The following is a 13,082-nucleotide window of genomic DNA, read 5'->3' on the forward strand; positions in this document are numbered from 1 at the left end:
TATTAGTCAAATTCCAGTTCCACCTGCTCATTACCTACCAAAGTCCGCAAATCTATCAACAAGCGGTCGGTGGGCGTCACGCGCCAGGTTGCGCCAAAACGCAGCTTGGCCCGCGCATCTTCCCGTTGATAGTAAAGATGCACTGGAATCGTCCCCGAGCGATGGGGTTCCAACGACTGACGGAGACGGTTCAAAAGCTGGTCATCAATTTGCCTGTCCGTCAGCGAGATAGCAAGCCCACGAGCGTATTTTTCACGGGCTTCACTGATGTCCATTAGTTCGCGGGCCGTCATTTTAAGCCCGCCGCTAAAGTCATCAAAGCTGACCTGTCCACTGGCGATCAGGATACGGTCTTTTTCCAACAAATGCTGGTATTTTTCTAACGCATCGGTGAATAACATCACTTCCAGACGGCCTGAACGGTCATCCAGCGTACAAATCCCGATGCGGTTACCGCGCTTGGTGACCATAACCCGCGAGGCGATCACCAGCCCAACGGCGGTCGTCATTTTGCCCCGATCCGTCGGGTGCATATCTTTCAAACGCTGGCCACCGGCGTAACGTTCGATCTCCTTCAGGTACTGGGTGATCGGGTGGCCGGTCAGGTATAGCCCCAACGTCTCCCGTTCGCCATCCAGCACTACCTGCTCCTGCCAGCGGGGCACATTGGCGTAGGATTGCTCCACTTGTTCCGGCGCTTCCGCCAGGACGCCAAACATGTCCACCTGGCCGATAGCTTCAGCTTTCGCATGCTGATCGGCTGCTTTCAACGCGTCGCCCAGTGAGCTCATCAGCGCCGCGCGATGCGGTCCAAGGCGGTCGAATGCCCCGGACATGATCAGTTTTTCCAGAATTCGGCGGTTGAGTTTTTTGACATCGGAGCGCGCGCAGAGATCGAACAGGTCTTTAAAGTAGCCCTGCTCCCCGCTGTTTCGCGCTTCGAGAATGGCTTCAATCGGCCCTTCTCCGACGCCTTTGATCGCGCCGATACCGTAAACGATCTCGCCTTCATCGTTGACGTGGAAATGGTACTGGCCGCTGTTAATATCCGGCGGCAGGATTTTCAGGCCCATGCGCCAGCATTCATCCACCAACCCCACGACCTTGTCGGTGTTGTCCATATCGGCGGTCATTACCGCCGCCATAAACTCGGCCGGGTAGTGGGCCTTTAACCACAACGTCTGGTAGGACACCAGTGCATAGGCGGCGGAGTGCGATTTGTTAAAGCCGTAACCGGCGAATTTCTCTACCAGATCGAAGATTTTTACCGACAGTTCACCGTCGATGCCGCGCGATTTTGCCCCATCTTCGAAACCGCCGCGCTGCTTGGCCATTTCAACCGGGTTCTTTTTACCCATCGCACGACGCAGCATGTCCGCGCCGCCCAGCGTATAGCCGGCCAGCACTTGGGCAATCTGCATGACCTGTTCCTGGTACAGGATGATGCCATAGGTCGGTTCCAGCACCGGCTTAAGCGACTCATGCTGCCACTGGATATCCGGGTAAGAAATCTCTTCGCGGCCGTGTTTGCGGTCGATGAAGTTATCCACCATGCCTGACTGCAGCGGGCCCGGACGGAACAGCGCCACCAGTGCGATCATATCTTCGAAACAGTCAGGTTTCAGGCGCTTGATCAGATCCTTCATGCCGCGTGATTCGAGCTGGAATACCGCAGTGGTTTCCGAGCGCTGCAGCATATCGAAGCTTTTTTTGTCTTCGAGCGGAATAGCCGCGATATCAATGGGTTCAAGCCCGTTTTTCGCTCGCCGGGCATTGATCATCCCCAGCGCCCAGTCGATGATGGTCAGGGTGCGCAAGCCAAGGAAGTCGAACTTCACCAGCCCGGCGTATTCCACATCATTCTTGTCAAACTGGGTGACCGGGTGATTCCCTTCGGCATCGCAGTACAGCGGCGCGAAGTCGGTGATCTTGGTAGGCGCAATAACCACGCCGCCGGCGTGCTTACCGGCGTTACGCGTCACCCCTTCCAGCTTGCGCGCCATGTCGATCAGCGCTTTGACTTCTTCGTCAGCCTCGTAAATTTCCGGCAGTTGCGGTTCGGCGGCAAACGCCTTTTCCAGCGTCATGCCCGGATCGGGCGGCACCAGCTTGGAGATGCGATCGACGAAACCATAGGGGTGACCCAGCACGCGGCCCACGTCGCGAATAACCGCTTTGGCCGCCATGGTGCCGAAGGTAATGATCTGAGATACCGCCTCGCGGCCATACATCTCCGCCACGTGCTCAATCACCAGATCGCGTTTTTCCATGCAAAAGTCGACGTCGAAGTCGGGCATCGAAACACGTTCCGGGTTAAGGAAACGTTCGAACAGCAAATCAAATTCCAGCGGATCAAGATCGGTGATTTTCAGCGCATAGGCTACCAGTGAACCGGCACCGGAACCGCGTCCCGGCCCTACCGGCACATCGTTATCTTTCGACCACTGGATGAATTCCATTACGATCAGGAAGTAGCCCGGGAAGCCCATCTGGTTGATCACTTTCAGCTCGATATCCAGACGTTCGTCGTATTCAGGGCGGCGCTGTGCGCGCACTTCCGGATCCGGGAACAGGAATTCCAGGCGCTCTTCCAGCCCTTCCTTCGATTTGAGTACCAGGAAATCTTCGGTGGTCATATCGCCGGTCGGGAACTGTGGCAGGAAGTATTCGCCGAGACGGATGGTGACATTGCAGCGCTTGGCGATTTCGACGCTGTTAAGCAGCGCTTCCGGGATGTCGGCAAACAGCTCGCACATCTCGTCTGCGCTGCGCATATATTGCTGCGTGCTGTAGTTGCGCGGGCGTTTGGGATCGTCAAGCGTGAAACCGTCATGGATGGCGACGCGGATCTCATGGGCGTCAAAGTCATCCTCTACCAGAAAACGCACGTCGTTGGTGGCCACCACCGGCAATCCACGTTCGGTCGCCAGCGCTACGGCTGCATGCAGGTAGTTTTCTTCGTCCGGCCGGCCTGTGCGGATCAGTTCAAGGTAATAGCTGTCCGGGAAATATTGCTGATAGAAGTCCAGGCACTGATCTACCTGTTGCTGATTACCGCGCAGCAAAAATTTGCCGACGTCCCCCTGACGGGCACCTGAAAGCAGGATTAACCCCTCGCGGTGTTCTATCAGCCAGTCGCGGTCAATAATCGGGCCGGCGGCGCCGTAACCACGCTGGTAAGCGCGGGAAATCAGCAGCGTCAGGTTTTGATAACCGTCATTATTGGCGGCCAGTACGGTGAGCTGCGCCAGCTCATCGCCCAGCACTTCGCTTTGCACATGAAAATCCGCGCCGATGATCGGTTTGATCCCGGCGCCATGCGCACTGCCATAGAACTTCACCAACCCGCACAGGTTGGTGAAATCGGTAATTGCCAAAGCAGGCATGGCTAACGCGGCGGCTCTTTTCACCAACGGCCCGATCTTGGCTAATCCATCAATCATGGAGTAGTCACTATGAACGCGCAGGTGAATAAAACGAGGTTCGGCCATATCCAGATACCTGAAACTAGGGGGCTCAGCACGCTGAACCCGGGTTAACGCTATCGTGCGCACAGCCCGGATACCCAGGCCGGCAGATTACCGCTCCAGCGCCCTTCTTACCGGGGCAAAGCTGCGGCGATGATGTTCGGTCGCACCCAGCACGGCCAGGCGCTCCAGGTGGAAGGCGGTCGGATAGCCTTTATGCTGCGCAAAACCGTAATCCGGGAACTCGCGATCCAATTCGGTCATTTCACGATCGCGCGTCACCTTCGCCAGAATGGAGGCGGCGCTGATTTCAGCCACGCGGCTATCACCCTTCACCACCGCCTGCGAGCGCATTGGCAATTTCGGGCAACGGTTACCGTCGATTAATACCATGTCCGGCGCGATATGCAATCCGGCAACCGCACGCTGCATGGCCAACATGGTGGCGTGCAAGATGTTCAACCGATCGATCTCGTCCGGCTCGGCACGCCCCAGGCTCCAGGACAAGGCCTTCTCCACGATTTCGTCATACAGTGCCAGACGGCGTTTTTCACTGAGTTTTTTCGAATCTGCCAGGCCAATAATCGGCCGAGCGGGGTCGAGGATCACTGCGGCGGTCACCACTGCGCCCACCAAGGGGCCACGGCCTACCTCGTCCACACCGGCAATCAACGTGGCGGCGGGATAGATAAAGGGTTCAATCATGCTTTTACCAGCTCCAACACAGCCTGAGCGGCCTGTTCATCAGCACCGCAACGGATGCTTTGGTGCAAGGTAAGGAACGTCTGTTTCAGATCTTCGGTCTGCGGGCTGTCTTCCAGCAACGGCATCAGGGCCGCCGCCAGTTTGTCCGGCACACAGTCGTGCTGCAACAGTTCGGTGACGATTTCACGCCCGGCCAGCAGGTTAGGCAGTGAGACATAGGGCGTCTTCACCAACCGCTGTGCCAACCAGAAGGTAAACGGCTTCATGCGGTAACCCACCACCATCGGGCATTTGGCCAGCATACACTCCAGCGCTGCGGTGCCCGAGGCCAGCAATGCCGCATCGCTGGCGATCATTGCCTCACGGCCCTGGCCATTCAGCAGGTGAACGGTCAGCTCCGGCGCCACTTCAGCCTTGATACGTTCGAACTGTTCACGCCGTTTGGCGTTAACCAGCGGCACTACCACTTCCAGCTCAGGATAACGGGTGCGAAGCAGTTGGGCAGTCTTCAGGAAGTCAGCGCTCAGCATCTCGACTTCCGCACCACGGCTGCCAGGTAACAAGGCAAGGCAGCGTGCATCAGGGGCTATGCCCAGCGTAGCGCGCGCGGCCAGTTTGTCCGGCTGCAGCGGCATGGCGTCGGCCATGGTGTGGCCGATAAACCGACAAGGAACGTTGAAACGATCGTAAAACGCTTTTTCGAAAGGGAGAAACGCCAACACCAGATCGGTGGCTTTGCCAATTTTGAAAACACGCTTCTGACGCCAGGCCCAGACCGACGGACTGACATAGTGGATAGTGCGGATGCCGCGCTGCTTGAGACGGCCTTCCAGCGTGATATTGAAGTCGGGCGCATCGATGCCGACAAACACGTCCGGCTTCAATTCACTGAACCGGCGGGTAAGATCCTTGCGGATCTTCAACAGGCGTGGCAAGCGCTCAAGCACTTCCACCACGCCCATTACCGCCAGCTCTTCCATTTCGTACCAGGTTTCGCAGCCTTCAGCCTGCATCAGCGGGCCGGCGACGCCAACAAAACGCGCGTCGGGGATCTGCGCCTTGAGCGCTCGGATTAAACCGGCGCCAAGAATATCACCGGAAGTTTCTCCGGCGACCAATCCGATAGTCAATGGACGATTTTGCATAGGTCAGCGAATAATACCGCGGGTTGAACGGCCAAAGAAATCGAGGAACTGCTGCACTACCGGCTGCTCTTTGGCCAGGGCTTCGATTTCAGGTTTGGCTTCGTCCAGCGTTTTACCGCTGCGATAAAGCAGTTTGTAGGCGTTACGGATGGCATGCAGCGCCTCTTTATCAAAACCACGACGCTTCAACCCTTCGATATTGATACCGAATGGCGTGGCGTGGTTACCCTGCGCGATGACAAAAGGTGGCACGTCCTGAGCAACGCCAGAGCAGCCGCCAACCATAACGTGAGCACCAATCACACAGAACTGGTGCACCGCCGTCATGCCGCCAATGATCGCATAATCATCAACCTCAACGTGGCCGCCCAGCGTCGCGTTGTTGGCGAAGATGCAGCGATTGCCGACGATACAGTCGTGGGCAATGTGCGCATTCACCATAAACAGGTTGTCGTCGCCGATCTTGGTCAGGCTGGTACCTTGCACCGTACCGCGATGAACGGTGACGCTTTCGCGGATGCGGTTGCGATCGCCAATCTCGACACGTGTCGGTTCACCCGCGTATTTCAGATCCTGATTCGCTTCGCCGATAGAGGCAAATTGATAGATCTGATTGTCACGGCCGATTTTGGTCACACCATTCACCACAACGTGGGATTTCAGTACCGTGCCAGCGCCGATTTCCACCTGGGAGCCGACGTAACAGAAGGGACCGATGTGCGCGCCAGCGCCGATAACGGCGCCTTCTTCGATAATCGCGCTTGGATGGATAAAGGCGGTTTTGTCAATCACGGATTAAGACTCCCGGCTGCGCGCACACATCATGGTTGCTTCGCAAACAATTTTGCCGTCAACGGTCGCTACGCCTTTGAAGCGCGTCAGACCACGACGAGTTTTCTCAAAGGTGACTTCCATGATCATCTGATCGCCTGGCACTACCGGTCGTTTGAAACGGGCTTCGTCGATACCGGCAAAGTAATACAATTCGCCCGGCTCCAGTTTGCCGACGCTTTTAAACGCCAGAATACCGGTAGCCTGCGCCATTGCTTCCAGAATCAATACGCCTGGAAAAATCGGCTTACCAGGGAAGTGCCCCTGGAAAAACGGCTCATTTACAGATACGTTCTTCACCGCACGCAGGAATTTGTGCTCCTCAAACTCAAGGACGCGATCGACCAGCAAGAACGGGTAACGGTGAGGAAGCAACTCCAAAATTTCTGCAATATCCAGAGTATGAGTGTCAGTAGTCAAAATACTCTTCCTGTCTCTAAAAACTGATGGCATCAACAACACGGCCTGCGCTGACCCCAAAAGGAGATCATCATGCAGGCCGCAAATTAACAACTCTTTGCGCTTTTGGTCTTATGACCAACGCGTTTCGTTTTGTACCCAGCGAGGCGGGCGGCAGTGATTAGTCTTTTCCGACTTTTCGTTCGACAGCTTTTAAGCGCTTGCTAATCTCATCGATATTCATCACCAACGCAGCGGTTTTACGCCAAACTTTGTTGGGTTGTAACGGAATGCCCGAAGAGTATACCCCAGGTTCGGTGATTGGTCGCATAACCATTCCCATTCCAGTGACAACAACCTTGTCGGCGATCTCCATGTGACCGTTGATCACACTGGCTCCACCAATCTGGCAATAGCGGCCGATTTTCAGGCTGCCCGCCATAATCACACCGCCGGCAACGGCAGTATTGTCGCCAATCACAACGTTATGTGCAATCTGGCATTGGTTGTCGATGATAACACCATTCCCGATTTGGGTGTTATCCAACGCGCCGCGGTCAATGGTGGTGCAAGCGCCGATCTCGACGCGATCGCCGATAATCACCGTGCCCAACTGGGGAATTTTAATCCAGTTGCCGCGTTCATTGGCATAGCCGAAACCATCAGCGCCAATCACAGTTCCTGATTGAATCAGGCAATGTTGACCGATCTCGACTTCATGATAAATCGTTACGTTCGCCCACAGGCGCGTACCTGCGCCAATGCGTGCGCGTTTGCCGATAAAACAACCCGGGCCGATAACCACGTTATCGCCGAGTACTGCGCCTGACTCGATCACCGCATTTGCTCCAATGGCAACATGCTGCCCCAGAGTGGCTTCAGGTGAGATAACCGCGCTTGGGGCGATATCCTCAGCAGGAGCCGGCGTGGTGTCCATCAGTTGCGCCATGCGCGCGTAAGTCAGGTAAGGGTTTTTAACCACCAACGCCGCAGAACGGCAGTGTGGTAAATCCGCCTCGGTAAGCACCACTGCGCTTGCCAGGCAGGAGGCCAGCTGCTCTTGATAGCGGCTGTTTGACAAAAACGTGATTTGGCCAGCCTGTGCCGAATGCATAGAAGCAATGCCGGTGATGACGAGATCGCCATCACCGTGCAATTGTGCATCCAACTGCTGCGCTAAATCAGCCAGTCGAATTGAAAGCATGTCTTATTTAACCTGTTTCAGCACGTCAGCAGTAATGTCTTTAGAAGAACCTGCGTAAGCAACGGCGTTAGCATCGATAACTACGTCGTAGCCTTCTTTGCTGGCAACAGATTTCACAGCGTCCTGAATACGGCTCAGGATTTTGTTACGCTCTTCCATCTGGCGGCGACGGTTATCCTGCTCAAAAGCCTGCGCTTTCTGAGAGAACTGCTCGCGCTGAGCCATCACGTCTTTTTCCAATTTGCTGCGATCGCTGGCTTTCATGGTAGCGCCATCACGCTGCAAACGTTGCATTTTGGTCTGAAGGCTACGCTCCATGTTCTGAAGTTCGCCCGCACGGCCTTTGAACTCGTTTTCCAGCTGTTTAGCCACGGTTTCACGCGCTGGCAACTGTTGGAAAATGCTGGAGACGTTAACTACAGCGATATTATCTGCTGCCTGAACGCCAGCTGAAGCAGCCATTGCTAAACCGAGGCCTGCGGCACACAACCACTTTTTCACTATAAACTCCTTACCATCACCCATTTGTGTCATATGACACTTGAAGTACACAATCTGCCAGACTTACCCCGTGAAACAATGAGAATCATCTCTCTGTGTTCTTACGGGCATCTGGCATTTGCGATTCTTAATAACTGCTATACCCAGAAGCTGGACCTGTTACCAGGTCTTGCCAATGTTAAACTGGAACTGTTCGGACTTGTCGCCTTCGTATTTCTTGAGCGGATTGGCATAAGAGAACACCAACGGGCCCAGCGGCGACATCCATTGCAAGGCAATACCGGCAGAAACGCGGATATTGCTCGCTTTACTGTAGTCTGGAATGTCGAAGCCTTGCGTCTTGCTGTTATCCCAGTTGGTATCCCACACGGTACCTGCATCCATGAACAACGAGGTACGCACTGAGTTGGCGTATTTTTCGCTGATAAATGGCGTTGGCGTGATCAGCTCCATACTGGCAACTGCCATGGCGTTACCACCCACTGCATCATCCGAATTACAAATCTTGGTACTGTTGGAGCAGCTGTACGAACTGGAGTTGTAGTACACCGCTTTCGGACCAATGGTATTAGACCCGAAACCGCGAACTGTGCTTGAGCCGCCGGCATAGAAGTTCTCGTAGAACGGCATCTCTTTGCCGCCCAGACCATCGGCATAACCCAGACGACCACGACCCAACAACACCCATGAGCGGTCGTCGTCGATCGGCACGTATTGCACGCTGTCCAGCGTCATCTTGTAGTATTCGTTATCCGACCCCGGAATGGTGACTTTACCATTCAGCGTGGTGCGGTTACCCGAAGTTGGGAAATAACCACGGTCAAGGTTGTTATAGGTCCAACCCAGATTCAGCGTGAAGTCATCGGCAGAGTAGCTGGCACGATCGTTGGTGTTCGGGTTCAGCCCCATCGAGTCCAGATAACGCCACATGGCGATCTGCGGCTGCATGTTCGACAGGCCGTTGTGGACATAACCCAGGCCGGTACGCAACGAGTTGTTTTCGTTGATCGGGAAGCCCAGAGTACCGTCAATACCGTAACTCTTGTTGGTATAGTCGGACAGGTCTGCGTCATCGGCTTTAAAGTCGTTGTAGAAGATACGGCCACCCAAACTAACACCGTCAACAGTGAAGTACGGGTTGGTTACAGACAGCTCGGTATAAGTCTGGTAGTCGTTCTTGGTGCCGCTGATGCCGACGGAGTAGCCGGTACCCAGCCAGTTGTCCTGCTGGACGCCCGCCTGGAAACTGACGCCGCTCTCGGTGCCGTAACCGACGCCGAAGTTGAAGGTACCGGTGTTGCGCTCTTTCACCTTGTAGGTGACGTCAACCTGATCGGCGGTACCCGGCACGCGCTGGGTTTCCACATCGACCGTTTCAAAATAGCCCAAACGGTTCAGACGTTCTTTACCCTGCTCAACCTGAGCGTTGCCCAGCCAAGCGCCTTCCATCTGACGCATTTCACGGCGCAGTACGGAGTCTTTACTGGTGTCGTTGCCTTCAAACTTGATACGGCGCACGTAGAAGCGGTTGCCCGCATCGATATTCACGTGCAACTTGACGGTTTTATCCGCGTCGTTGATTTCAGGCTGAGTGGCCACTCGCGGGTAAGCGTAACCATAACGGCCCAACATCGTTTTGACGTTGTCTTCCATCTTGGTCACTTTACTGCCGTTATACAGTTCACCCGGTTCGACCTTGGTCAACTGCGCGACTTCCGCCGAGTGCCCGGCCAAATTGCCGTTCACCATCACGCCGCTGAGCTTGTACTGCTCACCTTCAGTGATGTTGACGGTGATATAGATGCCTTTTTTATCCGGCGTCAGGCTGACCTGAGTCGAATCAATATTGAAGCGTGCGTAGCCGCGGTCCAGATAGAAACTGCGCAGGGTTTCAAGATCGCCCGCCAGCTTTTGCTTCTGGTATTTGCGGTCGCCAACCACGTTCCACCACGGCACTTCATCACGCAGTTGGAAACGTGAAATCAGCTCATCGTTAGTGAAGGCATGGTTGCCGACAATGTTGATTTGTTGAATCTTGGCGGAAACCCCTTCCGTGAACACCAGTTTCAGGTCGACACGGTTACGCGGCAATGGCGTGACTACGGCTTTCACCGAGGCACTGTATTTACCGACGCTGTAGTAGAAGTCTTCCAACCCTTTTTCAATGCTGGAAATCGTGGTGCGGTCGAGCGCCTCGCCAACCCGAACGCCAGAGGCCTCCAGGTTTTGCTTGAGCATGTCATCCTTCACCGACTTGTTGCCGGAGAAAGTGATGCTGGCAATGGTAGGACGTTCCTTAACCTGAACGATCAGCGTATTACCATCGCGCAGCACGCGAACGTCCTCGAAGTTGCCAGTGGCAAACAAGGCACGGATGGTATTACTGATATCATCGTCAGTGACGGTATCGCCTACGCGAACCGGCATGTTGAGTAACGCCGCACCGACGGCGACTCGCTGCAGGCCTTCGAAATGAATATCTTTCACTACGAACCCGTCTGCACCGTATACGGTGGCGCTGCCAAACAGCAGCGACGCTATGAGCAACTTTTTCATCGCCATCGTTGTTATGCGTTCTTCCTAACCTATTCTCGCCCCTAAAGACGAGAAAAATCATTGAAAAGTGCAAGACCCATTAAAAGCACCAACACGATCGAACCAATGCGGTAACTGTAGTCCTGTACTCGCTCGGAAACCGGCCCACCCTTCAGCTTTTCTATCGCCAGGAAGAGGAGATGCCCACCATCTAACACCGGTAATGGGAACAGGTTGATGATACCCAGGTTGACACTAATCAACGCGAGAAACATCAGATAATACACAAACCCAACCCCAGCTGACGCCCCTGCTCCCTGTGCAATCGAAATCGGGCCACTCAGGTTGTTCAGCTTTACATCACCGGTTATTAATTTACCCAGCATGTTGACCGTAAGCCGCATAAGCTGCCAGGTCTTGTCCCCGGCCTGATACAGCGCCGGGAAAGGTCCATACTGACGAATCGTCTTATACTCGTCCGGCAGCGGCAACACTTTCGGAATAATGCCCGCAAAACCCACGCTTTTGTCTTTTCCCACCGGCTTTGTATCCGGTATCAGCGTCAAAGACAAGGGGGCACCGTTTCTTTCAATCTCTAAAACCAGCGGTTGCCCAGGACCATCGTGGATCCGCTTGACCAACGTTTGCCAACGGCCCAACAGCTGACCATCGACTTTAACGATCCTGTCCCCCGCTTGCAAACCCGCCTTTTGCGCCGCCGAATCCGGCTGCACTTCGGCAAGCACCGATTCTATCTGTGGGCCGCGCGGAATAATACCCAACGCGACCACGGGATCTTGCTTGTCCGGCTCAAAATTCCACTGGCGTAAATCCAGAGTTTTGGTCACTACCTGCGAAGAACCAAACGGAGCGATACCGACTTCGGTTTCCGCGTCGCCAATCTTCGCCACCAGAGCCAGACGAACTGACTCCCAATCAGGCGTTTCGATGCCATCAACGGACTTTAGTTCCATTCCGGGTGAAATTTCGGCCTGTGCGGCAATCGATTGTGGAGATATTTCACCAATCACAGGACGGAAGCTGGGCACACCGATAATGAACACCAGCCAATAAGCAAGGATAGCAAACAGGAAGTTGGCGATGGGGCCGGCGCTGATAATAGCTGCGCGCTGCCAGACGGTTTTATTGTTGAACGCCTGATGACGGAGTTCCGGCGCAACCGAATCAACCCGCTCATCCAGCATCTTCACATAACCGCCCAGCGGGATCAGGGCAATCACGTACTCGGTACCCTGGCGGTCTGTGCGGCGCCATAACGCGCGGCCAAAACCGATGGAGAAGCGTTCTACACGGACGCCGCAGCGACGAGCGACCCAAAAGTGCCCGAACTCATGCACGGTGATTAAAACACCGAGCGCAACAAGAAATGCGACTAAGTTCCAGAGCACGCTAACCATAATCCCTTCACTCCCCGCCGTTGACGGATTAAAACACTAACAGCATCAGGCAGGCAAATACAGGCACTGCTGCGGTCAGGCTGTCGATACGATCCAGTATGCCGCCATGACCCGGTATCAGATGACCACTGTCTTTGATACCCGCTTCGCGTTTGAACATGCTCTCGGTAAGGTCGCCCAGCACAGACGCCAGCGCGGCGATCACCGAACAAATCAGTAAGGTTGCCGGCACCACGTTCAAGGGTGCGTAACGGCCGAACAACCATGATATCAGCGCCGAGGTCACCAGACCGCCGATTAATCCTTCCCAGGTTTTCCCCGGAGACACCTTCGGTGCCAGCTTGTGCTTGCCAAACAGCTTGCCGAACATGTAAGCGCCGGAATCCGCGCCCCAAACCAGCAGCATCACGTACAGCAGCCACCAGGCGCCGGTGAAGTGGTTTTGTTCGTAGCCGAATTGACGCAACGCCAGCATGCCCCAAAAGAACGGCACAATGGTCAACAGGCCAAAGAGCAGGCGAATCGGGCGTGAGTTACGCCACAGCGCGGCTGAGCCGGGATAAAACAGCACCAGCAACAGGGCTGCCAGCCACCAGGCCAGTGACAACCACAGCGGCCCGCCCACCTGAGGCAAATGGACCGACTGGTGATAGGCTGGAACGCTGAGCATCATCAGCGCCAGCAGGAAACCACACAGTATCGCCAACCAGATGCGCTGCGAGCGGGAAGTAAAACCGGCCAGTTGGCCCCACTCCCAGGCAGCTAACATGCACACAACGAGCGTTACCAGGGCAAAGCCCACCGGCGGCAGCAAAAACAGCGCCGCGATAACAATCGGAATCAAGATCAGAGCAGTTATGAGGCGATACTTCAGCAA

At 55.1% G+C, this 13,082-nt stretch carries 10 protein-coding genes; all 10 read right to left on the reverse strand.

Annotation, left to right across the window (positions count from 1 at the left end; translation table 11 throughout):
• Positions 1 to 2 precede the first annotated feature (2 nt).
• Positions 3 to 3,491 carry a DNA polymerase III subunit alpha gene (dnaE, locus tag ACUTSW_RS11480; RefSeq protein WP_445584473.1) on the reverse strand — a complete coding sequence of 1,163 codons (3,489 nt, stop codon included), beginning with the start codon at positions 3,489 to 3,491 and terminating at the stop codon, positions 3 to 5.
• An 87-nt stretch (positions 3,492 to 3,578) separates the two neighbouring features.
• On the reverse strand, positions 3,579 to 4,172 hold the full coding sequence (gene rnhB / locus ACUTSW_RS11485; protein ID WP_445584474.1) for a ribonuclease HII: 594 nt from the start codon (positions 4,170 to 4,172) through the stop codon (positions 3,579 to 3,581).
• The gene (gene lpxB / locus ACUTSW_RS11490; RefSeq protein ID WP_062868366.1) at positions 4,169 to 5,317 is read right to left on the reverse strand and encodes a lipid-A-disaccharide synthase; all 1,149 of its coding nucleotides are present in this window, start codon (positions 5,315 to 5,317) and stop codon (positions 4,169 to 4,171) included. Before lpxB ends, rnhB begins: the two co-directional genes overlap by 4 nt.
• A gap of 3 nt (positions 5,318 to 5,320) precedes the next feature.
• Positions 5,321 to 6,109, reverse strand: a complete 789-nt coding sequence (gene lpxA, locus ACUTSW_RS11495) for an acyl-ACP--UDP-N-acetylglucosamine O-acyltransferase (protein WP_004952210.1) — start codon at positions 6,107 to 6,109, stop codon at positions 5,321 to 5,323.
• Between the two features lie 3 nt (positions 6,110 to 6,112).
• Positions 6,113 to 6,568: a 3-hydroxyacyl-ACP dehydratase FabZ gene (gene fabZ, locus ACUTSW_RS11500; RefSeq protein WP_006327526.1), complete on the reverse strand. Its 456-nt coding sequence runs from the start codon at positions 6,566 to 6,568 to the stop codon at positions 6,113 to 6,115.
• 160 nt (positions 6,569 to 6,728) lie between these two features.
• Positions 6,729 to 7,751 carry a UDP-3-O-(3-hydroxymyristoyl)glucosamine N-acyltransferase gene (gene lpxD, locus ACUTSW_RS11505; protein ID WP_004952212.1) on the reverse strand — a complete coding sequence of 341 codons (1,023 nt, stop codon included), beginning with the start codon at positions 7,749 to 7,751 and terminating at the stop codon, positions 6,729 to 6,731.
• 3 nt (positions 7,752 to 7,754) lie between these two features.
• On the reverse strand, positions 7,755 to 8,252 hold the full coding sequence (gene skp / locus ACUTSW_RS11510) for a molecular chaperone Skp (RefSeq protein WP_004952213.1): 498 nt from the start codon (positions 8,250 to 8,252) through the stop codon (positions 7,755 to 7,757).
• A 159-nt stretch (positions 8,253 to 8,411) separates the two neighbouring features.
• Positions 8,412 to 10,814: an outer membrane protein assembly factor BamA gene (gene bamA, locus ACUTSW_RS11515; protein WP_063200311.1), complete on the reverse strand. Its 2,403-nt coding sequence runs from the start codon at positions 10,812 to 10,814 to the stop codon at positions 8,412 to 8,414.
• Between the two features lie 35 nt (positions 10,815 to 10,849).
• Complete coding sequence (gene rseP, locus ACUTSW_RS11520; RefSeq protein WP_004952215.1) at positions 10,850 to 12,205, reverse strand: sigma E protease regulator RseP; 1,356 nt, start codon at positions 12,203 to 12,205, stop codon at positions 10,850 to 10,852.
• 28 nt (positions 12,206 to 12,233) lie between these two features.
• Positions 12,234 to 13,082, reverse strand: a complete 849-nt coding sequence (gene cdsA / locus ACUTSW_RS11525; protein WP_004952216.1) for a phosphatidate cytidylyltransferase — start codon at positions 13,080 to 13,082, stop codon at positions 12,234 to 12,236.

It is taken from the genome of Serratia sp. TSA_198.1 (assembly GCF_052686505.1).